This is a genomic window from Aeromonas allosaccharophila, from assembly GCF_016026615.1.
Classification (GTDB): Bacteria; Pseudomonadota; Gammaproteobacteria; order Enterobacterales; family Aeromonadaceae; genus Aeromonas; species Aeromonas allosaccharophila.
Window position 1 is genome coordinate 2,608,808 of sequence record NZ_CP065745.1, and the last position, 21,923, is coordinate 2,630,730.

Annotated in this window: 20 protein-coding genes and 2 tRNA genes; 6 read left to right on the plus strand and 16 right to left on the minus strand. The window is 51.9% G+C overall.

Annotated elements, in window-relative coordinates; translation table 11 throughout:
• From rimP to rlmE, 9 genes are all read right to left on the minus strand, one after another.
• Positions 1 to 459 (minus strand): ribosome maturation factor RimP, encoded by a 459-nt coding sequence (rimP, locus tag I6G90_RS11765; RefSeq protein ID WP_042060102.1) that lies wholly within the window; start codon positions 457 to 459, stop codon positions 1 to 3.
• Positions 460 to 625: 166 nt separating this feature from the next.
• Positions 626 to 702, minus strand: a tRNA-Met gene (locus I6G90_RS11770).
• A gap of 92 nt (positions 703 to 794) precedes the next feature.
• Positions 795 to 879, minus strand: a tRNA-Leu gene (locus tag I6G90_RS11775).
• Positions 880 to 888: 9 nt separating this feature from the next.
• Complete coding sequence (secG, locus tag I6G90_RS11780) at positions 889 to 1,215, minus strand: preprotein translocase subunit SecG (protein ID WP_042060101.1); 327 nt, start codon at positions 1,213 to 1,215, stop codon at positions 889 to 891.
• A complete protein-coding gene (tpiA, locus tag I6G90_RS11785; RefSeq protein WP_058052387.1) occupies positions 1,216 to 1,980 on the minus strand; it encodes a triose-phosphate isomerase in 765 nt (254 codons plus the stop codon). It lies immediately after the preceding gene.
• Positions 1,981 to 2,111: 131 nt separating this feature from the next.
• Positions 2,112 to 3,446, minus strand: coding sequence for a phosphoglucosamine mutase (gene glmM / locus I6G90_RS11790; protein ID WP_182938974.1), 1,335 nt, complete (start codon positions 3,444 to 3,446; stop codon positions 2,112 to 2,114).
• A gap of 15 nt (positions 3,447 to 3,461) precedes the next feature.
• Entirely contained in the window at positions 3,462 to 4,307 is an 846-nt protein-coding gene (gene folP, locus I6G90_RS11795) for a dihydropteroate synthase (RefSeq protein ID WP_197927623.1), read from the minus strand.
• A 59-nt stretch (positions 4,308 to 4,366) separates the two neighbouring features.
• Positions 4,367 to 6,313 (minus strand): ATP-dependent zinc metalloprotease FtsH, encoded by a 1,947-nt coding sequence (ftsH, locus tag I6G90_RS11800; protein WP_058052390.1) that lies wholly within the window; start codon positions 6,311 to 6,313, stop codon positions 4,367 to 4,369.
• 45 nt (positions 6,314 to 6,358) lie between these two features.
• On the minus strand, positions 6,359 to 6,988 hold the full coding sequence (gene rlmE, locus I6G90_RS11805; RefSeq protein WP_033137773.1) for a 23S rRNA (uridine(2552)-2'-O)-methyltransferase RlmE: 630 nt from the start codon (positions 6,986 to 6,988) through the stop codon (positions 6,359 to 6,361).
• 97 nt (positions 6,989 to 7,085) lie between these two features.
• Here rlmE and yhbY point away from each other — a divergent pair, with 97 nt between their 5' ends.
• The gene (gene yhbY / locus I6G90_RS11810; RefSeq protein WP_005338829.1) at positions 7,086 to 7,382 is read left to right on the plus strand and encodes a ribosome assembly RNA-binding protein YhbY; all 297 of its coding nucleotides are present in this window, start codon (positions 7,086 to 7,088) and stop codon (positions 7,380 to 7,382) included.
• A gap of 103 nt (positions 7,383 to 7,485) precedes the next feature.
• Complete coding sequence (locus I6G90_RS11815) at positions 7,486 to 8,067, plus strand: PilZ domain-containing protein (protein ID WP_197927624.1); 582 nt, start codon at positions 7,486 to 7,488, stop codon at positions 8,065 to 8,067.
• Between the two features lie 70 nt (positions 8,068 to 8,137).
• Here I6G90_RS11815 and greA read toward each other — a convergent pair whose 3' ends face one another.
• The 3 genes from greA to pomA form a co-directional block, all read right to left on the minus strand.
• Positions 8,138 to 8,614: a transcription elongation factor GreA gene (gene greA, locus I6G90_RS11820; protein WP_005338833.1), complete on the minus strand. Its 477-nt coding sequence runs from the start codon at positions 8,612 to 8,614 to the stop codon at positions 8,138 to 8,140.
• Positions 8,615 to 8,770: 156 nt separating this feature from the next.
• Positions 8,771 to 9,664 carry a flagellar motor protein MotB gene (locus I6G90_RS11825; RefSeq protein WP_042060090.1) on the minus strand — a complete coding sequence of 298 codons (894 nt, stop codon included), beginning with the start codon at positions 9,662 to 9,664 and terminating at the stop codon, positions 8,771 to 8,773.
• A gap of 8 nt (positions 9,665 to 9,672) precedes the next feature.
• Positions 9,673 to 10,431, minus strand: coding sequence for a flagellar motor protein PomA (gene pomA / locus I6G90_RS11830; protein ID WP_042060088.1), 759 nt, complete (start codon positions 10,429 to 10,431; stop codon positions 9,673 to 9,675).
• Between the two features lie 211 nt (positions 10,432 to 10,642).
• On the opposite strand from pomA, the gene xseB reads away from it, so the two are divergent.
• Genes xseB through dxs form a run of 3 tightly spaced genes read left to right on the plus strand, consistent with a single transcriptional unit; the run spans position 10,643 to position 13,675 of the window.
• Positions 10,643 to 10,894 carry an exodeoxyribonuclease VII small subunit gene (gene xseB, locus I6G90_RS11835; RefSeq protein ID WP_005338838.1) on the plus strand — a complete coding sequence of 84 codons (252 nt, stop codon included), beginning with the start codon at positions 10,643 to 10,645 and terminating at the stop codon, positions 10,892 to 10,894.
• The gene (gene ispA / locus I6G90_RS11840) at positions 10,895 to 11,785 is read left to right on the plus strand and encodes a (2E,6E)-farnesyl diphosphate synthase (RefSeq protein ID WP_197927625.1); all 891 of its coding nucleotides are present in this window, start codon (positions 10,895 to 10,897) and stop codon (positions 11,783 to 11,785) included.
• Between the two features lie 21 nt (positions 11,786 to 11,806).
• Positions 11,807 to 13,675 carry a 1-deoxy-D-xylulose-5-phosphate synthase gene (gene dxs, locus I6G90_RS11845; protein ID WP_197927627.1) on the plus strand — a complete coding sequence of 623 codons (1,869 nt, stop codon included), beginning with the start codon at positions 11,807 to 11,809 and terminating at the stop codon, positions 13,673 to 13,675.
• Between the two features lie 399 nt (positions 13,676 to 14,074).
• On the opposite strand, the gene I6G90_RS11850 is transcribed toward dxs, so the two are convergent.
• From I6G90_RS11850 to I6G90_RS11865, 4 genes are read right to left on the minus strand one after another with little or no spacing between them, the layout of a single operon-like run.
• Positions 14,075 to 14,392, minus strand: a complete 318-nt coding sequence (locus I6G90_RS11850) for a PTS fructose-like transporter subunit IIB (protein WP_197927629.1) — start codon at positions 14,390 to 14,392, stop codon at positions 14,075 to 14,077.
• Positions 14,393 to 14,431: 39 nt separating this feature from the next.
• Entirely contained in the window at positions 14,432 to 17,089 is a 2,658-nt protein-coding gene (locus I6G90_RS11855; RefSeq protein ID WP_197927631.1) for a glycoside hydrolase family 38 N-terminal domain-containing protein, read from the minus strand.
• A gap of 20 nt (positions 17,090 to 17,109) precedes the next feature.
• Positions 17,110 to 17,556, minus strand: a complete 447-nt coding sequence (locus tag I6G90_RS11860) for a PTS sugar transporter subunit IIA (protein ID WP_197927633.1) — start codon at positions 17,554 to 17,556, stop codon at positions 17,110 to 17,112.
• Positions 17,557 to 17,564: 8 nt separating this feature from the next.
• Entirely contained in the window at positions 17,565 to 19,091 is a 1,527-nt protein-coding gene (locus I6G90_RS11865) for a PTS fructose transporter subunit IIC (RefSeq protein ID WP_197927635.1), read from the minus strand.
• A gap of 348 nt (positions 19,092 to 19,439) precedes the next feature.
• Here I6G90_RS11865 and ptsP point away from each other — a divergent pair, with 348 nt between their 5' ends.
• The gene (gene ptsP, locus I6G90_RS11870) at positions 19,440 to 21,923 is read left to right on the plus strand and encodes a phosphoenolpyruvate--protein phosphotransferase (protein WP_197927637.1); all 2,484 of its coding nucleotides are present in this window, start codon (positions 19,440 to 19,442) and stop codon (positions 21,921 to 21,923) included.

The window sequence follows — 21,923 nt, forward strand, 5'->3', positions numbered from 1 at the left end:
TTAACCAAAGTTCGGCACTATGTTCGCTTTTTGGATATTGGTGAAAGCCAACACGTCGTCCTTACCATCTACTGTCAGGGTGATCATGTCGCCTTGCACAGCTTTGATTACGCCTTTGAACTTGCGGCGGTTATTTGTTGCCATCCGAAGCGTTACCGCCGCCTCTTGGCCAACGTATTTTTCGAAATGGGCAACCTTGAACAGCGGACGATCCATGCCGGGGGAGGATACCTCGAGGTAATACTCCTCGGTGATGGGATCTTCGACGTCCATGATGGCGCCAACCTGATGGCTGACCTCAGCACAGTTCTCGACAGTCACACCCTGCTCGCCGTCGATATAGACACGCAAGGTGGAGTGTTTACCCGCACGGATAAACTCAATACCCCAAAGTTCAAAACCCAAGGCAACGACCGGAGCCTCGAGCAGATCGGTCAAACGTTGTTCCAACGTAGCCAAAGTCACCCTCCGAAAAACAAAAAAAGGGCATAAAGCCCAGATAGAGATCGATACAGAGTAAATTGCACATAACAAAAAGCCCCGATGTCAAATCGGGGCTTGGCGCTTTACCCTGATTGTCGCCTCGCAGCGACCGCCTTCCTGAGCGTAGGAAATGCGTGAAATTTGGTTGCGGGGGCCGGATTTGAACCGACGACCTTCGGGTTATGAGCCCGACGAGCTACCATGCTGCTCCACCCCGCGTCCGAAATCGTGCGAGATTATAGCCAGTTCAATCTATTCATACAAGAGTGACTGACTATAATACACTCGGTTACCCGAGCTCACTACTTAATTGGTGCCGTGGGCGGGACTCGAACCCGCACACCCTAGAGCACTACCCCCTCAAGATAGCGTGTCTACCAATTCCACCACCACGGCAAAACTCACTTACTGGGGAACGTCAGTATCTTTGTTTACTGGCGCTTTTGTCTGCTCAACCTGTTGGGTTTGTTGCAGATTTTCCCACTCACTACCCTGCTTTACCTTGTTGCTGGACATAGAGCCGAGCACCAGGCTGATAACGAAAAACAGAGTAGCCAAAATTGCTGTTGTTCGGGTCAGGAAACTGCCTGAACCACCGGAGCCGAATACTGTATTCGATGCCCCTGCGCCGAAGGAGGCGCCCATATCAGCCCCTTTACCTTGCTGAATCATCACCAGACCAATCAGAGCCAGTGACACCAACAGATAAACGACTAAAAGAATCTCGTACATTTAACTTGCACCCTTTGCCGCTTCAACAATTCCTAAAAACGCATCGCTATCGAGGCTTGCTCCGCCAATCAGTCCGCCATCAATGTCGGGCTGGGCAAACAAATCTCTCGCATTGGTCGGCGTTACGCTCCCACCATAGATGATTCTAACTTTCTCACCTATTACCGGAGTATCCTCCGCCAAGCGACCACGTATAAAGGAATGAACCTCTTGTGCCTGCTCGGGTGTGGCGCATTTACCTGTACCTACAGCCCAAATCGGCTCGTAGGCGATGATAGCATTATCGAAAGCCATCGCGCCATTTTTCTCTATGACGATATCCAGTTCTTCGGCGATCACCTCGAAGGCTCTTCTCGCCTGCCTCGCTGCACCTGACTCACCTAAACAGAGGATGGGAATCAAGCCTGCCGCTCTGGCTGCCGCAAACTTCTCTGCGACGATAAAACTGGTCTCACCAAAGAGACGCCTGCGCTCGGAGTGCCCTACCAATACGTAACGACACCCTGCCTCAACCAGCATCTGACACGAGATTTCTCCTGTGTAAGCGCCAGTGTCGTGCTGACTCACATTCTGAGCCCCCAACTTTATTACTTTCTGCTCATTGAGCAGTGAAGCGGTAAAGTCGAGATGCACATGGGAAGGACAGAGAACCACATCTACTTTTCCGTCAACGCCGTTCAGGCACTGACTCGTAAACTGCTCTAACTGCGACCTACTACCGTGCAACTTCCAGTTGGCTGCTACAAACGGCTTGCGATGTCCCATCGGCAACTCCCTTGCGAAAGCGGGGCTGATAATATCCAGAGGATGCTCAGCTGACAAGTGCTATTTTTAAATTTTCGAATCGTTTGAACAAGATACAACCAGGGCGGCTAAAAAGCCGCCCTGGTTGTTCATTAAAACGCCGATTCGACCTGTTTGGCGATGCGTTGAGCCATGTCACGCACCTGCTGTTCATGCTCACCTTCGACCATGACACGGATCAGCGGTTCGGTACCGGATTTACGCAACAGCACGCGACCACGACCAGCCAGCTCCTGTTCCACTTTGGCAACCTCATCCATGACAGCATCAGCAGCCAGCGGATCCTTGCCTTCGGCAAAGCGAACATTGACCAGCACCTGCGGGAACTTGCTCATGCCGGAGCGCAGCTTGGCCAGCGGCATCTCGGCACTGCGCATGGCGGTAAGCACCTGCAAGGCGGCCACGATGCCATCACCTGTGGTGGTCTGATCCAGACAGATAATGTGGCCGGAGTTCTCGCCACCGATGCGCCACCCCTTCTCTTCCATCATCTCCAGCACGTAGCGGTCACCCACCTTGGCACGGGCAAACGGAATGCCCAGGGTCTGCAGTGCCAGCTCCAGGCCCATGTTGGCCATCAGGGTGCCGACGACACCGCCTTTGAGGCGCCCATTGCGCAGGGCATCACGCGCGATGATATAAAGCACTTCGTCACCGTCGATAAGATAGCCGGTATGGTCGACCATGATCAGACGGTCACCATCACCATCAAAGGCAACCCCCAGATCAGCCTTGCACTCCAGCACCTTGGCAACCAGCGCCTCGGGCGCGGTCGAACCGACCCCATCGTTGATGTTGAGGCCATCCGGGGCACAGCCCATGGTGATCACATCGGCACCCAGCTCGCGGAAAACCGACGGCGCAATGTGATACGTGGCACCGTGGCCACAGTCGACCACCATCTTCACCCCGTCCAGATTCATATGGGAGGGGAAGGTGCTCTTGCAGAATTCGATATAGCGACCGGCGGCATCATCAATACGCACCGCTTTGCCAAGCTCGGCAGACTCGACGCACTTGAGCTCGTGATCCAGCTCGGCTTCGATAGCCAGCTCGACATCATCGGGCAGCTTGGTGCCATCGGCGGAGAAGAACTTAATGCCGTTGTCATAGAAGGGGTTGTGGGAAGCGCTGATAACGATGCCGGCTTCGGCACGGAAAGTGCGAGTCAGATAAGCAACCGCCGGTGTGGGCATGGGCCCCATCAGAATGGCTTTAAGGCCTGCCGCGGAGAGCCCCGCTTCCAGCGCAGACTCCAGCATATAGCCAGAGATGCGGGTATCTTTACCAATCAGCACCTTTTTGGTGCCCTTCTTGGAGAGCACCTTGCCGGCAGCCCAACCTAATTTCATCACGAAATCAGGAGTGATCGGGAATTCGCCAACCTTGCCGCGCACACCATCGGTACCGAAATACTTTCTTGCCATTGTCTGTTCTCTTTATTATCTGGAAATAAAATCTTGTCCCGTCATTGCCAGCCAACCGACGCGCAATGCGTCCATGGTCTCCCGTACATCATGTACCCTGATGATGCGAGCCCCATGCTGCATGCCGATAAGGGCGCATGCCAGACTGCCCGCCAGACGCTCATCCACCGGACGGCCCAGCAGGTTGCCTATCATAGACTTTCGCGACATACCCACCAATAGCGGCAAGCCATAATCAAGCAGTTCCTGTTGAGCCGCCAACAGCTGATAGTTGTGCGCAAGGGTCTTGCCAAAGCCATATCCCGGATCCAGCAACAGATCTTCGCGCCGGATCCCGGCGGCCAGACAAGCCGCAATGCGCTCATCAAAAAAGGCGCGCACCTCCCCGATCAGATCGTCATAGTGGGGCTCGACCTGCATGGTTCGCGGCTGCCCCTGCATATGCATCAGACAGACAGGAACAGCAGCCTCGGCCGCTGCCTGCAGTGCTCCCGGCTCTTGCAGCGCCCGCACATCGTTGATCAGATGGGCACCCGCCTGGCAACCCTCCCGCATCACCGCCGCTTTGGATGTATCGAGAGAGATCATCACGTCCAGCTCACGGACCATCTGCTCCACGACAGGAATGACCCTGTCCAGCTCCTCCTGCTCGCTCACATCGGGCGCACCAGGGCGGGTAGACTCGCCACCGATGTCGATGAGGGTTGCACCGTCAGAGACCATCTGCCGCGCATGGGCCATTGCCCGTTCAAACTGGTTGAAATTGCCGCCATCGGAGAAGGAGTCGGGCGTTACATTGAGTATCCCCATCACATGGGGACGATCGAGAGAGAGGCTGAGCCCCTTGCTGGTTAACTGCATTTTCACATCCATCTGATAAAGAAAAACCCCGGGCAAGCCCGGGGTTTGGAGAGTCACGATTATTTGGCCGGAGCGTCGTTGGCTTTGTCGATAGTGACATCCGCCACCGGTGCAACCTCATCGGCCGGCTTGGTCTCGGCAGCCACAGTGGAACCGCCTTGCGGGGTATCACCGTGCTCGTCATGCCAGTTGCTCGGAGCACGAACCTCGCGACGCGCCATCAGATCATCGATCTGTTTGGCGTCGATGGTCTCGTACTTCATCAGCGCATCTTTCATGCTGTGCAACACGTCCATGTTATCCAGCAGGATCTGCTTGGAACGGGCGTAGTTGCGGTCGATGACCTGCTTGACCTCGGCATCAATGACGCGAGCGGTATCGTCGGACATATGCTTGGCCTTGGCCATGCTGCGACCGAGGAACACTTCACCATCTTCTTCCGCGTAGAGCATTGGGCCGAGACGCTCGGACATACCCCACTGAGTGACCATCTTGCGTGCAATCTCGGTCGCCCGCTCGATGTCGTTGGAAGCGCCAGTGGAAACCTTCTCGGCCCCGTAGATCAGCTCTTCAGCCAGACGACCGCCATACAGGCTGGAGATCATTGACTCCAGATGCTGCTTGGAGTGGCTCCAGCGGTCCTGCTCCGGCAAATACATGGTCACACCCAGCGCACGACCGCGCGGAATGATGGAGACCTTGTACACCGGGTCATGATCCGGAACCAGACGACCAATGATGGCGTGACCGGCTTCATGATACGCAGTCATCTCTTTTTCGGACTCTTTCATCACCATGGAGCGACGTTCCGCACCCATCATGATCTTGTCCTTGGCCTTCTCGAACTCGGCCATGGAGACCACTCGGCGGCTCTCACGGGCAGAGAAGAGGGCAGCTTCGTTGACCAGGTTGGCCAAATCCGCACCGGAGAAACCGGGGGTACCACGGGCAATCAGCGCCGGATTGACGTCATCCGCCAACGGAACTTTGCGCATGTGCACTTTCAGGATCTGCTCACGACCACGGACATCCGGCAGACCGACCACAACCTGACGGTCGAAACGTCCCGGACGCAGCAATGCCGGATCCAGTACGTCAGGACGGTTGGTGGCAGCAATGACGATGATGCCTTCATTGCCTTCAAAGCCGTCCATCTCGACCAGCATCTGGTTGAGGGTCTGCTCACGTTCATCGTGACCACCGCCCAGACCGGCGCCACGCTGGCGACCGACCGCATCAATTTCATCGATGAAGATGATGCAGGGGGAGGATTTCTTGGCCTGTTCGAACATGTCACGCACCCGGGAGGCACCGACACCAACGAACATCTCCACGAAATCGGAACCTGAGATGGTGAAGAACGGCACCTTGGCCTCGCCCGCTATGGCCTTGGCCAGCAGGGTTTTACCGGTACCGGGAGGACCAACCAGCAGCACACCGGTCGGGATCTTGCCACCCAGTTTCTGGAATTTGCTCGGGTCGCGCAGATAGTCGACCAGCTCCTTCACCTCTTCCTTGGCTTCATCGCAACCTGCAACGTCAGCAAAGGTGGTCTTGATCTGATCTTCGCTCATCAGGCGAGCCTTGCTCTTGCCGAACGACATGGCACCTTTGCCACCGCCGCCCTGCATCTGACGCATGAAGAAGACCCAGACACCGATCAACAGCAGCATCGGGAACCAGGAGATGAAGATAGAGGTCAACAGAGACGGCTCTTCCGGCTTCTCGCCCATCACTTTAACATTGTGATTGAGCATGTCGTTGAGCAGCTGGGGATCCGGCGCCGGGATGATGGTGGTGAATCGTTCACCAGTACGCTTGACGCCATTAATGACCTTACCGTCCATCCGCACTTCACGGATCTGCTCTTGGGTCACCTCTTTAACGAAGCTGGAATAGTCCAGCTGGCGACTGGTGGTATCGCTGGGGCTGAAGCTATTGAACACCGACATCAAAACGACGGCGATGACCAGCCACAGGATTAAGTTTTTCGCCATGTCACTCAAATCAGTAACCTCGCAGACTGACAGTTAACGATGAAGGTTAGGGTACTACAGTTTAAAACCGGTAGCCACAATGTAGACTTCCCGTGATCTGGCGCGGGATGAGTCTGGTTTACGAATTTTGACGGCGGAGAAAAGTTTACGAATTTCATTGAGATAGGCATCAAAGCCCTCTCCCTGAAACACCTTCACCACGAAACTGCCGTCACTGCGCAATACCTGATTGCACATGTCCAGCGCCAGCTCGACCAGATACATGGCGCGAGCCTGATCCACCTGCTGGGTACCGCTCATGTTGGGCGCCATATCAGACATCACGACATCGACCTTGTCAGGACCCACTCGCTCCAGCAAGGCGCCAAGCACAGTTTCCTCCCGAAAGTCCCCTTGCAGGAAATCGACACCGGCAATGGGATCCATCGGCAAAATGTCACATGCGATGACGCGACCCGAATCACCAACCTGTTCAACCGCGAACTGGGACCAACCACCGGGGGCTGCCCCCAAATCCACTACGGTCATGCCATTTTTCAGCAAGCGATCCTTGCCCTGGATCTCGTCAATCTTGAAAACAGCACGAGAACGCAGGCCCATTTTCTGGGCTTTTTTGACGTATTGATCGTCGAAATGTTCTTTTAACCAGCGAGTTGAACTGGGGGAACGTTTTTTCTGGGTCATGATAATCGACTTTAAAAAACCACAAGGGTTATTAGTATTAAGGGCTAAGTGGGGGTAGAATACGCCCCTTTCAACCCTGACTTATGAAGAAATTGCGATGATTCTCAACAATAAACAGAAACAGTACCTCAAGGGCCTTGCCCATAGCCTCAAGCCTGTCGTCCTGCTGGGTCAGCATGGTCTGACCGAAGGCGTACTGGCCGAGATCGATCTGGCACTGAACCATCACGAGCTGATCAAGGTTAAGGTTGCCTCTGAAGATCGCGAAATGAAACAACTGGTTATGGATGCTATCGTCCGTGAAACCGGTTCAATCAAGGTGCAAAGCATGGGTCATGTGCTGACCATTTATCGTCAAGCCAACGAACCCAAAATCCAGCTGCCCCGCAAGTAAAAGGAAAGAGCATCGCTCTTTCCTTATTCCACTTCTTCCCGAGTCGCTTGCCAAAGTAGTCGCAAAGCCCTTAACCTGCGATGAATACTTCCGGACACGCATTATGGCTCACCATCCCATTCTGACCGACGATGAGCTGGCCATGCTGCGGGACTTGGGGAGCAATCAGGACACCCATGTTCTGAGTGGTCACCTCGATGCTCCCATGCTTGGCTTGCTGCAAAAAGCCGAACACCTTGTACTCGAAGCTCGCTTCGCAGGCCATCAGCTGCGTTTTCCTCTGACATTTACCCAAGGGGAAGACGGCTTTGTCGAGCCTCGGCTATCTGCACCGGTCATCAGGGAGCTGGGGTTTGCGCAACCGCGCGCCTGGCGTCTCACGCAAAAAGCCAAGCTTTGCAGCGAACTGGGCCTGTTTCAGGTACTCAGCCTCTCCCTCAACGGCCTTATCGTGGAAAATTTGCCCATCGACATGGTGGCCGATACGCCCATCAACGGCGAGCTCTGCATCGAGCAAGAGGCCCCTTTTCCACTGCAGGGACGACTGGTAAGGCGCATCAAGGTAAATGCCAACCATGCCACCTGGGCGCTGAGCTTTCAGATGAGCGAGAGCGACATAGCGCGGCTGCGCCACTGGTTGTTCCAGCGTCATCAGGACGCCTTTACCGAGGCTTATCTGTCCTGATCAGTTGTGATACCGATAAAGACAAACAGGGGAGCGCCAGCCCCCCTGTTTCATCTTCTGTGGCATTCGCTTAGATATAAGCGACTTCCAGCACTTCGTACTCCACATCACCACCCGGCGTCTTGACGATAGCGACATCGTCCACTTCCTTGCCAATCAGGGCGCGGGCAATGGGTGAGTTGACAGAGATAAGGTTCTGTTTGATATCAGCCTCATCGTCACCCACGATACGGTAGACCACCTCTTCCTCTGTCTCGCTCTTGAGCAGAGTAACGGTCGCGCCAAAAATCACGCGGCCGTTGTTGGTCATCTTGGTGACGTCGATCACCTGGGCATTGGAGAGCTTGGCTTCAATCTCCTGGATGCGGCCTTCACAGAACCCCTGCTGCTCGCGAGCGGCATGGTATTCGGCGTTTTCCTTCAGATCGCCGTGCTCACGGGCATCGGCAATCGCTTCGATAATCTGGGGACGAAGCTCGGTCTTGAGATAATCGAGCTCTTCGCGCAGCTTCTCAGCGCCGCGAACAGTCATCGGAGTATGATTCATAGTCGAAACCTGGGTTGCTTGAAAATAGAAGCTGCGGCTATCTGCAAGGAGGCCGCAGCAATCGGTTCGGATGAGGCATCTTAATATGAAGCCAACACAAAATCCACGTCAGCCCCCTGATGCAGATCCCACTTGCGTCATCGACATTCCCCTCGCTTACTTCCCTTCCGGTACTGAAATGGGAGCCGAAACGGTCGGTTTACCCTGCATGATGGCGATCTCCACCCGCCGGTTCATCCGACGATTTTCCGGAGTGGTGTTGGGCACCAGTGGCTGGGAATCCGCCATTCCCTGCACCACCAGCCGCCCCTGATCAAAACCGGGGACCTTGATCATCTGGTGCGCCACCGCCACCGCCCGTTGCGAAGAGAGCTCCCAGTTAGACTGGAACAGCTCATCTTCGGTCGCCACATTATCGGTATGGCCGGAGATGGTGATTTCCCCCGGCACATCCTTGAGCAGGGTCGCCACCTTGCGAATGACTGGCCAGAACTGGGGCTGCAGAAACGCCGAACCGGCCGGGAACGACGCTTTTTCCCTGATCCGGATAATGATCTGCTGGCCCAGCGCCTCAATCTCGATGGCGCCATCCTGGATCTGATCTTTCATCTGCTCGGCAAGGGCTTTGGCCAGGGTATTGGACTGCTGCTGCGCCTTCTGTGCATCCTGAGCAGTATCGCCCCCCGTCTGCTTGCCATCACTCTTGTCCTGACCACCGGCCTGATCCGACTCGCCAGGCAGAAATTCCAGCTCGGTCTGGGTCATATCGATGGTCTGCTGCATCACGGTATCAATGGGCGTGGGTTCCGGGCGACCGGGCCTGAACTCCTGGGCGATCACCGAGGTTCCCTTGGGAATATCTTTCACTTCGAGGATGTTCTGTACACCGAATGCCTTGTCCATGGAGCCGGCTATCTGCTTGAACTTCTGCACATCCATCTCGGCAAAAGAGAGCAGCAACACGAAGAAGCACATGAGCAGCGACATCAGGTCGGCAAAGGTGCCCATATAACCGGGCAGCCCAGGTGGCGGGCACTTGCAATCAGACATAGCGCCCCCTACTCGGTGCCGGTATTACGTTTGGACTGGTTCAGATAGTTCTGCAGCATGGACTGGATCACCCGCGGATTCTGGCCATCCTGAATCCCCATAATCGCATCGAGGATCAGGGTACGGCTGAGTTTCTCCTCCCCGCTGCGCAGCTCCAGCTTGTCGGCGATGGGAATCGCTATCATGTTGGCCTCAATCGCACCGTAGAGGGTGGTGAGCAATGCCACCGCCATCGCCGGACCGATCGACTTGGGGTCACTCATGTTGGCCAACATGGCCACCAAGCCCACCAGCGTACCTATCATCCCCATGGCCGGGCCCAGATCCCCAAGGGTACGGAAGACCTTGATGGCAATGACATGGCGCTCTGCTGTCAGGTCAATATCCTTTTCCATCACGGCACGCACCACATCGGCATCGTGACCATCCACCAGCATGTCGATCCCTTTTTTCATAAATGGATTGGGGATCTCTGCGGCCTCCAGTGCCAGAAAACCCCCTTTGCGAGCCGCGTCAGCCAGTTCAACTGCTTTGGTGATCAGGTCTTCAAGCTTGTCGCCCTTGTACATAAAGGCTTTACCCGCCACCTTGAATGCCATCAGGAACTGACCAATGTTGAACTTCATCATGGCGATGAAGATGGAACCCAATATGGTGATGTAGACCGATGGCATATCCACGTACATACTCATGGGCCCACCCAGCAGCATGCCGTACACCACCACCCCGAAACCCAGCACTATCCCTATAAGACTGCCTAGATCCACGTCCCTACTCCTGTCACCGGTTCTTATGTCTATTTATAGTTTGTTGAATTTTCTGCTATTGCGACCCATGCGGCAAGCATGCATCTACTGAGAATGATGGCTCATTATCGGCCAGTTTAGCGAGAGTTTGAGGAGCCAGTGCTTTTCTGCCTCCCCCCTGTGGACGGTCGATGTTAATATAAGCCGTTTTTTTCAATCCCCGAGGATGGACATGGCCAGTAAAAAAATCGACCGCCTGAGTTTTGATGCCACTCTGGAAGAGCTGGAAACCATCGTTCATCAGCTGGAACAAGGTTCCCTACCCCTGGAAGAGGCGCTCAAGCAGTTCGAGCAAGGCGTTCATCTGGTACGGGCCGGTCAGCAGAAGCTGGAACTGGCCGAACAGAAGATCCAGATCCTGCTCAGTCAAGCCGATGGCAGTGACCAGCTCGCCCCCTTCCAGCCAGAACAAGGAGAGGAGTGAGTGGCGCTGGACCATTTTTCCCGTCTGCATCGTCAGCGTATTGACGACTGTCTGTCAGCACAACTTGAATCCTTGCCCGCCATGGCGCCGCGTCTGCGCGATGCCATGAGTTACGGCCTGCTGCTGGGCGGCAAGCGGGTGCGCCCGTTTCTGGTCTACGCGGTCGGCGAGATGCTAGGGGTAAAGAGCGAACTGCTGGATGGCCCCGCGGCTGCCGTGGAGTGCATCCACGCCTACTCCCTGCTGCATGATGACCTGCCCGCCATGGATAACGACGACCTGCGTCGCGGCCAGCCAACCGTTCACAAGGCGTTTGACGAAGGGACCGCCATTCTGGCCGGTGATGCGCTGCAGACCCTGGCGTTCTCCATTCTGGCCGACCACCCCATGCCCGATACCTTGATGGCCAACCGGGTGCGGATGCTGAGTACCCTCGCCCGCGCCTCCGGCTATCTCGGTATGTGTGGCGGTCAGGCGCTGGATCTGCAGGCCGAAGGTCGCCAGATCTCACTGGCCGAGCTGGAACAGGTACACCGCCACAAGACTGGCGCGCTGATTGAGTGCGCAGTGAAGCTCGGCGCCCTGTGCAAAGCCGATGTCGATGACGCCACACTGGCTGCGCTGCAAACCTACGCCGCAGCCATCGGGCTGGCCTTCCAGGTGCAGGATGACATCCTCGACATCACCGGTGATACCGCCACCCTGGGCAAGCCACAAGGTTCTGACCTGGCGCTGGAGAAAAGCACCTATCCGGCCCTGCTCGGACTCGAAAATGCCCGTGAGCTGGCTCGCGAACTGCATGGGAAAGCCTTAACAGCCCTGCAATCCTTGCCCTACAATACCGACATTCTGGAAGCGTTTGCCGATTACATCATCGAGCGAACCCACTAAACGCTGGATAACAGTAACAATATGAGCGTTGATATTAGCAATTTCCCCAACCTGGCCCTCGCGGACACTCCGGTCGAGCTGCGTTCCTTGCCCAAAGATCGGCTGCCGGTGCTGTGCAACGAGCTGCGCGAATATCTGCTGCGCTCTGTCAGCCGCTCCAGCGGACACTTTGCCTCCGGTCTCGGCACGGTCGAATTGACCGTGGCCCTGCACTACGTCTACAACACCCCGTTCGATCGGTTGATCTGGGACGTGGGCCATCAGGCCTATCCCCACAAGATCCTGACCGGGCGCCGTGATCAGATCCACACCATCCGTCAGAAAGATGGTCTGCACCCCTTCCCCTGGCGTGGCGAGAGCGAGTACGACGTGCTCTCCGTCGGCCACTCCAGCACCTCCATCGGTGCGGCGCTCGGCATGGCGGTCGCCGCCGAGAGCGAAGGGCTGGGCCGCAAGGTGGTGGCGGTGATTGGTGATGGTGCCATTACCGCAGGGATGGCCTTTGAAGCGCTCAACCACGCCGGCGATGTTCACAAGGACATGCTGGTGATCCTCAACGACAACGAGATGTCCATCTCCGAGAATGTCGGCGCGCTCAACAACCATCTGGCCCGGGTCATGTCCGGCAAGCTCTACACCACCATCCGCGAAGGCGGCAAGAAGGTGCTGGCGGGTCTGCCGCCGGTCAAGGAGCTGGCCAAGCGGGCCGAAGAGCACCTCAAGGGGATGGTGGTGCCCGGTACTCTGTTCGAGGAGTTTGGCTTCAACTATATCGGCCCCATCGACGGGCACGATATCGAGGCGCTGGTCGAGACCCTGCGCAATATGCGCAACCTCAAGGGCCCGCAACTGCTGCACGTCAAGACCAAGAAGGGCAAGGGTTACGAGCCGGCGGAGAAAGATCCCATCGGTTATCACGCCGTGCCCAAGTTCAATCCTGACGATTGCTCCCTGCCCAAGGCGAGCAGCGCCAAACCAACCTTCTCCGCCATCTTTGGCCAATGGCTGTGCGACATGGCTGCCAAAGACGAGAAGCTCGTCGGCATCACCCCCGCCATGCGCGAAGGTTCCGGGCTGGTGAAATTCAGCCAGCAGTATCCGGATCGCTACTTTGATGTGGCGATTGCCGAGCAACATGCGGTCACGTTCGCCGCCGGTCTCGCCATCGCCGACAAGAAGCCGGTGGTCGCCATCTATTCGAGCTTCCTGCAGCGTGCCTACGATCAGGTGATCCACGACGTAGCGCTGCAAGATCTACCGGTGCTGTTCGCCATCGACCGGGCCGGTTTGGTGGGTGCCGACGGCCCGACCCATCAGGGGGCGTTCGACATCAGCTTCCTGCGCACCGTGCCCAACATGGTAGTGATGACGCCATCTGACGAGAGCGAATGCCGCCAGATGCTCTATACCGGCTATCTCCATCAGGGCCCTGCCGCTGTGCGTTACCCGCGCGGCAGCAGCCTGAGCGACACCCCCATCTCGTCAGAGATGCAGGCGCTGGAGCTTGGCAAGGGACGAATCCTGCGAGAAGGCAAGGGCACCGCAATTCTGGCCTTTGGTACCCTGCTGCACCACGCGAAAGCGGCCGCAGAGGCACTGGATGCCACTCTGGTGGACATGCGCTTCGTCAAACCGATGGATGAGGCACTGGTGCTGTCGCTAGCGGCCAGCCACGATCACTTCGTCACTATCGAAGACAACGCCATCATGGGCGGCGCCGGTTCGGCAGTGAACGAGCTGCTGATGCGCAGCAAACAGTGCAAGCCGGTGCTCAACCTCGGCCTGCCGGATCGCTTCGTCGAACAGGGCACCCAGCAGGAGATCTATGCCCTGCTCGGTCTGGACGATGCTGGCATCCAGCGCAGCATCGAAACCTGGCTGCAAGCCTGATAAATACCTTTATTGCTAATGTGTAATGCCCGTCAAGTCACTATGACGGGCATTTCTACAAAAGCATACCCATCCTCAGAGCTCCGCTTTTATGGAGACGGTATTCACCTGTAGTGGAAACCACATCCTCAGCGACCATAGTGGGTTTTACAGTGCCACTGTTCAATAGTATGTAGTCCTTATGGTCAACGAACCGTGTTGCTGCAAGGCTTGGTTGTGTTGTTGCCAGTTGCTGATCTCATGCATAGACTTGCCCATCTGATGCACTCGAAGACTGTTCTACAGGATCAGCTCACCGAGGTCGAAGATAGTCCCCCAATTTGAGTAACAAGGTCCTAAAGTAGCGTAAACGAGACACCAGTTTGAGGCCGGTGTCAGGTGATAATCAGGCATTCGAGCTCATATGGACACCGCCAGCAAACTCATCATATCGTCCATGACCTTGTCTGCATTTCGAATCGCTTCTGACACGCTGATGCGAACCACAATCATATCCAAAAAGCGATCTTCATTCTGGATTTTTACATTGTTGGTCAGGATCACAACATCGGCTTGAGAAATATCTTGCTCAGAAATTACATTATCAATACCTAGAGCCCCCTGAGTTTCCACTTTTATCTCCCAGCCGCGTTCTTTAGCTGCCATTTCGAGAGACTCTGCAGCCATAAAGGTATTCGCAACACCAGATGGACAAGATGTAACTGCCAATATATTCATTTTATACCTCGTAACATTAATTTTATTTCTATAAATTTCTCAGCTGAGCAAGAATGTCTTTATCTGCTTGGCCTTGAATTTTCCAAGTTCAAACCGGTGTGATACGCACTCCATTGAAGAAATAGGTTCTTCCAGTAAATTAGTTTCCGTCACTGACCTGATATCACTGGGTAGATTTATCCACCCACCGACGTCAATCTCTTCAGCCGCAGGGTTATAGAGCCTTATGACAGTTCCACCACTATTCACTGCTGGCTTGATGGCACTGAGGACCAAGGCTGTCGTATCAACTTCGATACCCTGACGCCACATCGGGGTTGGATGAGTCAATGGATGCGTCACAAAATAGCGCATGGTATTGGTAAAAAGATTCAGTGACTGCTCCTGATAATATAGGGGGGTAATCGCATAACATTGCCATGCTGACAGGATCTTGGCTGGCACAAATGTCCCTTCAATTAACAAAGCCAATTCACAGGTCAATTTCCCTAACAGTTGACTATCTGGCGTCTCGATATATTTGAATTGTTGACCAGAAGCAATACCTGGACGGCGCAATAGATCGGGTTTGCCTAACCAACCAATACTGCGATAGAGCGTCAACGCTAGGCTGTTATCTGCAATAATCTCATACTCTTTGATTCCCTTGCTCAACACCGAGAGGCTATTCTCCGAATTATGAAGATTGGCAAAATGCAGCATCGGATAAATTGCTGATGGCTCTTCCTTCCAACCCAAAGATCGCCAGTCATGCAAATGCTCAGGATGATTAGCCCGTTCCACCACACCAAACTGACTATCTGCCCAGCAACTATTAGTAGCAAAAGGTGTATTAATAACGAGCTGCATTCGGTGATCTTTCACCTGATTGTCCAGTTCAATGGTCAATTCAACAGGCAAAATACCAAGCTCTTTCGAGGAGGCTTTCAGGGCAATTTCAATCTGATAATCCACATAACCATCACGCTGCCGAGCAACTCTGGAATCCAATGATACCGGCAAATGCCAACGTCCAACGAGGATCATTCGCTCGGAAAAACCACCTTTGACGATGGTGCAAACTGCTTCATGCCAGTCGAGTTTGAGCCGCCAGTCCTGGCTTGGAGGCGAGTAATCATAGGTGTCCCCATCGTCCCCCATATCCACAATATGGATACAGTCACGCCACCAACATTGGCGAACCTTATCATAGAGGTCAAACTGGCCATCTGCGAGCGTCAACAAAAATGACTCATTCTCAAGGCTAGAGTCCACGAATGAAAGCGCTTCGAGATAATCGTTATCGGAATGGGCAATCTCCTTAACCTGTAATGTGCAACAGCCAGAGGCAGGCAAACGATAGCGGAGCTCAATTATGCTTTGGTAGTAATAGAGATCATCGTCATGCTCTTTTTCGCTGCGTTTGATACTGCCTCGATAAACTCTTTTTAACTCGACCACATCAAAGCTAACAACCTGGCCATTCATGTCATAGAGTGAAAAACGCTCGTTCAGAGTGGATATATCAAGTTTGAAAATCACCTCCCTAGCATATGGCAATGTATTAAATATCGTCACATTCCCATCCATGTTTTCACTGTTTTTAGCATGAGATATAGACATTTTTCGGACCAGATACTCTAGCGATGAGTCCAGCATCTGCTTGGCTTGTTCATAACGTGACAAAATAATCTTGTTGGTTTTGTCGGTATTGCAACCACCCGCGCTGTCGTGCGCATGGTTACGCATCAGGCACTTCCAGATACTGGAAACCAAACCTGGTTTTGTGGCGACCCCCATCTCCTTAGCTATTAACATCAATGGTTCAAGTTGCAGCGTCAAAGTACGCTCGACGTAATCATTAAGATACTTGTGGTCATATCGGGATGAGTATATTGAACGGTGAATTTTAGAGACCTGCCCATCAATCAACTCTCCGTGAACCACCGGCAAATCAAGATGTTCATTTTGCAACGCTGCAAAAAAATCTTCGTAACTGCTCTCAATGAATTTCTGCGCAGGTGAAAAACTATTAGCGAGCTTAATACGCTCTTTTAACCCTATATCCACATAGCGCTGGTCCCCCCCCAAGGGAACCACTACGTTATTTGCATTTGCACCTTCACTAACTAGATTTACCAACGCGGAAGGGTCATCAACATCCATAATATGACTACCGACAAAATAACCATTCTTGATGTTATAGGCCGTCACCTGGCTACCATCTTCACTACACCAGATAAATTCTCTAGATGCACATTTATCAGAAGATAGACCACGCCAAAATACAGTCTTGTTAATACCGACGCCATTGTATATTTTTGGCATATCAACGGATTGTCCGAAAGAGTCCGGCACATAGCCAATCTTCATCGTCTGCCCAACAGAGTCCGCCATCTGCATACCTGCCATCAGGTTTCTGATGATGGATTCACCACCAATAGTCAGTAAATCTGATTGGGTATACCAAGGACCAATTTTTAAACGACCGGATTTCACCAAGCTCTTTAATCTTTCGGTCTGTTCAGGACAAATCGCCAAATAATCTTCAACAATGCTTAATTGACCATCTAAAAGATAATTGTCAAGTTCACGACACTCCAGTGCCATCATTAACTCATCCATATGATAGACAAGCTGGATCAGCGATTCATTCTGGGTGAAATACCACTCATAATCCCAGTGTGTATGTGAAATCACATGATAGGTTTTTGACATTAGCTACTACTCTATTTAATTCACTGAATGGCAGATAAGATGACGGAGTCTACCTCGGTACTATCGCCCTCGATGAGAACATCTCGAAAGGCTTTCCGCACCATGCAGCGAGAGAGCTTGGTCAACATCCGAACATATTCCTCATTACCATTTTCTGGGATAGATAGCACCACTGCAGTATGAACAGATTGCTCATCCATAGTCTCCCACTCAATATGGTTGCTAAAGCGGACAACAAATACTCCGGCATACTTAACGGTTGCACTTTTGCAATGAGGAATCGCGACGCCTCCTGTCAGACCAGTACTGGACTCCTGCTCACGATGAAAAAGCCCTGCTTCATATGCTTTAGCATCAGCCACATATCCCATTTCAAAAATATGGCGTGCAATAAATTCGAATGCCTGTTGCTGGGTCTTAGATGCAGTATCAACAATAATATGGTCTGAATAAAATACCGGTTTCATACCTTTCCTCACTTCACATTTTGGGCTGTGGTTACACTTGCAGATTCGATTGTTGCCGCTGATTTTTCTTCTGCTGCCACAGGTTTTCGCCACATCCCGATCATAATTGCGGTCAGGGTAATACCCGACATGGTACATAATATCCAAGTGACGAAAGGAATTGGCTGCTCAATATATCCAACGAAAGTCCCCAATGGTGAACCAATACCACCGTAAAACTTCACATCAAACCAACCGACCAAACCTCCTGCAAGTGCAGAGCCAGCCACACTAGAGGTTATCACCTGCAGTGGATGTGCCGCAGCAAAAGGAATAGCCCCCTCAGTGACACCGACAATACCCATACCAAACGCTGAGTTGGCAGCTATTTTTTCAGTTTGATTGAAACGACGACTGAACAATTTAGAAGCAAGAAAGATACCTAGCGGAGCCACGGAAATTGCAGCCTGAGCTGCCGTTCCTGGTACAAAATTAGCCCCTTCAATACCATATTTGGCAACAGTATCGGTGAACACCGCAGTACCGAAAATCAGTGCAGTTTTGTTGACCGGGCCACCAAAGTCAAAACCAATCATGGCACCGATAATGGCACCGATCACAAAAGTTGAAGCACTGTAATTCAGAGTCAGCCAAGTCAACCAGTCATACATAGCGCCCATGCCACTGGCGATTGGCGATCCAATCAAATACTTAACCACAATAGTAATAAAGAAAGTCGCAATCAGTGGCAGGATCATTATGGGTACAAGCGGCTGCAGGATTTTCGGCCATTTGATCAACTTGAGGTAGCGAACAAAATAGCCAACCGTAAAAGCCACCAGAATGGCTGACAAGAAGCCACCACCTGTCTCAGTGCCAAGGAAAGCAGCATCGTTAGCTATATAGGCACCAATCATGGCAGGTGCAATAGCTGGACGAGAGGCGATGGAATTTGCCACAAAACCAGCAAATAGTGGGATCATCAACTTGAAACCAACTTGGCCTACCTGGAAAAGGCTATACATCAGCTCACCCATTGGGGTGCTACGATCAAATCCCCACGCAACCATACGACCCAAGTCATCGCGCTGGAAAGCAAAAATATTGGCGATTGCGAGTAAAAGACCCGCAGCAATCACCATAGGCACCATGTAAGAGATACCGCTCATGATGTGCTGGATAAAACCATTCTCGTTGGTTTTCCCCAAAGTAATGTTGCCAACTTCAGTGCCTTTACTACCAAAGATAATCCCTTCCCTGAGCGCTTTCTCTACCAGCCCATGAGCATCCTTGATAGCCTCCTTTGGTCGAGTTTTGTATACTTTTTTCCCGACAAAACGACTTAATTCGATTTCAATATCAGAGGCAACAATGACCACATCCGCCTGGGCTATCTCTTCCTCCGTCAGTACATTTTCCGCCCCAATGGAACCTTGAGTCTCCACCTTAACCTTAAAGCCATACTCCTCTGCTGCCACCTCGAAGGCTTCGGCCGCCATATAGGTATGCGCTATCCCTGCTGCACATGCAGTGATAGCGACAACGCTGTTGCCCATATTCATTCCTCTCTGAGTTTGTAATCATTAAGATGAATGCATCATGAAATTATTTTCACTAAAAATATGAGATCGGCGTCACGGACAGGTCAAAACAAGAAAAAAATAACCAACAAGGTGATATTAATCACAATTTTTGATTTCATTAGTAGATAGTATTAATTATCGCGATATCTGTGGGGTATTGATCATCAGCGACATTATGTCTCGCATATATGGTACCGCAAGCACAGAATATAATTTGCAATTTAAAGATTACTGTTTTGTTCGCACATTTCATTGTCCCCCAAACTTAATCTTATTATATGTAGTGGCATAACACTTCATTTTCAGACAAAGGATTTATGTATGAAGTATGAGTTGATGTTTCAATGTAATCTTCCGAACGGTATACACGCCAGACCCGCCAGCCATTTAGAAAAAAAATGCCGTCTATTTTCCTGTCAGGTTATGCTTACCAATCACAGAACGAACAAATCTGGGGATGCTAAAAGTGCACTTGAACTAATAGGAACAGATACCATACATAAAGATAACTGTACCATATCATGCGAAGGTAGTGATGCTAAATATGCTTTTGAAATCCTTAAGATATATATTAACAATGAGTTCCCTCTCTGTGACGAGCCTTTGAAAGCCATTACTGAAGAAAAACAGATCTACCTTCCGAAATCACTCATAAACTATTGCCCTACATTAATCCATGGCAAATCATTGGTCAGTGGCATTGTAAAAGGCAGGTTGGTTAAATTTGGTTCCGTCACGCTTCATAGCTATGCTACTGACTTTCGTGAACAAGAAGAAGAACGCTTTACCAACGCGCACAACACTGTAGTAAAAAATATTAAACATGAGTTATGCCTCGCAACAGGTCCTGAGGCTGACATCCTGACTAGCCATCTTTCGATGGTCACAGATCATAACCTTATTGCGGGCATTACTCATCGCCTCACTCATAATTCGACAGCTAACGCTATCATCGCCACCATCGATGAATATATATCTAAATTCAATGGTGCTAGCAGTGAATATTTACGTGCACGAACCCTCGATCTGCAAGACTTGGGTTTGCAATTACTCTCTGCGGCTTATCCCCAACATCATCAGGAAGACTCGACACTGACGGAAGACAGCATTGTAATTGCGCATGAAATGACTCCTAGTCAGTTTTTAAAAATTGATAAAACACATTTTAAAGGGCTGGTCCTCGCCAAAGCCAGCCACACCTCACATACAATTATTCTAGCAAAATCATTTAATATTCCGACATTAGTATGCGGAGAACTGCAAGATAAGCATGATTATGGTCACCAACTTGCTTATATGGATAGCCAACTAGGGATCATCGCTATTAACCCAAATGAAGGAACCACTCGCTACTTCGAGCGGGCCATTAAAATTTCCAAGCAGCGTGTATATAGCGAACAAATCTATATTGGCAAACAGATTGCCACATTAGACGGCCATACCATTGAGGTGGGGGCCAACATAACTCATCCAATTGAAGTACAAGCAACACTGAATGCTGGTGCCGATGGCGTAGGCCTGTTCAGAACCGAAATGGCTTATATGGATCGCGATCAAGCTCCGACCGAAGATGAGCTTTATGAATGTTATCGTGATGCATTGATAAACGGAGGGGGAAATAGCATCATCTTCCGCACAATTGATATCGGTGGTGACAAGCCGCTCGCCTATTTAAACTTACCAACAGAAAACAACCCCTTTCTGGGGTATCGCGCAGTTCGCATTTATCCTAAATTTCTGACGCTGTTCCACTGTCAGTTGCGGGCCCTATTGCGAGCCTCAGTGCATGGCAAATCCCGAATCATGTTCCCCATGATAAACAGTATTGAAGAGATCCGTTGGGTTAAATCACAACTGGAAGAGGTAAAATATCAGCTGACTCATGAGGGGATTCCATTCTCGGAGCATATCGAGATTGGCATCATGGTAGAAATCCCGTCCACAGTTTTCATTCTCGATCACATTTGCCAAGAGGTCGATTTTCTCAGTATTGGCTCCAACGATATGACCCAATACCTGCTAGCGATAGATCGTGATAACCAAAGTATCTCCTATCTCTACAGCAGCCTGGTGCCGTCATTTTTGCGTATGCTGAAACAGGTGGTGTCGACAGCACATCAATATAACTGCTGGGTAGGTCTATGCGGAGAGTTAGGCAGCGATCATCGCGCCCTGCCTCTCTTGCTCGGATCAGGGCTGGACGAACTGAGCATGAGCACACCTGCAATTTTGGCCACCAAGGCCAGGTTGGCCAACATGAACTACCAACAGTGTCGGGCACTTTTCTTGCGGGCATGTCAATGTGCCACCAGAAGAGAAATTGAAACCATGCTGGACAAGACGCAACTCGATACTAATGACAAGCCGATTATCGCCTCTGAGTGCATCTTCCTTGATGCAGAGTACGCCTCCAAAGAAGAGGCCATACAAGCCTTGGTTGGTAATCTTGGCATTACGGGCAGAACTAATAACAGCCACGCGCTGGAAAATGATCTCTGGGCCAGAGAAGCTGTCTTTTCTACTGATCTCGGATTTGGCTTTGCCATCCCCCACACCAAGTCTGAGCATCTTCAACACTCAACCATCTCGATGGCTAGATTGGCTAAACCTATTCATTGGCAAGGCGATACAGGGGAGATCGACTTCATCATCATGCTGACTTTAAACAACAATGACAGCGCCCAACACATGAAGATTTTCTCATCACTGGCCAGAAAGTTGATGCACAAAGATTTTCGCGAAAAACTCCATGCCACTCAGAATAACCAAGAGATTGCCGAACAGCTGGCTGCAGCTCTGGCATAA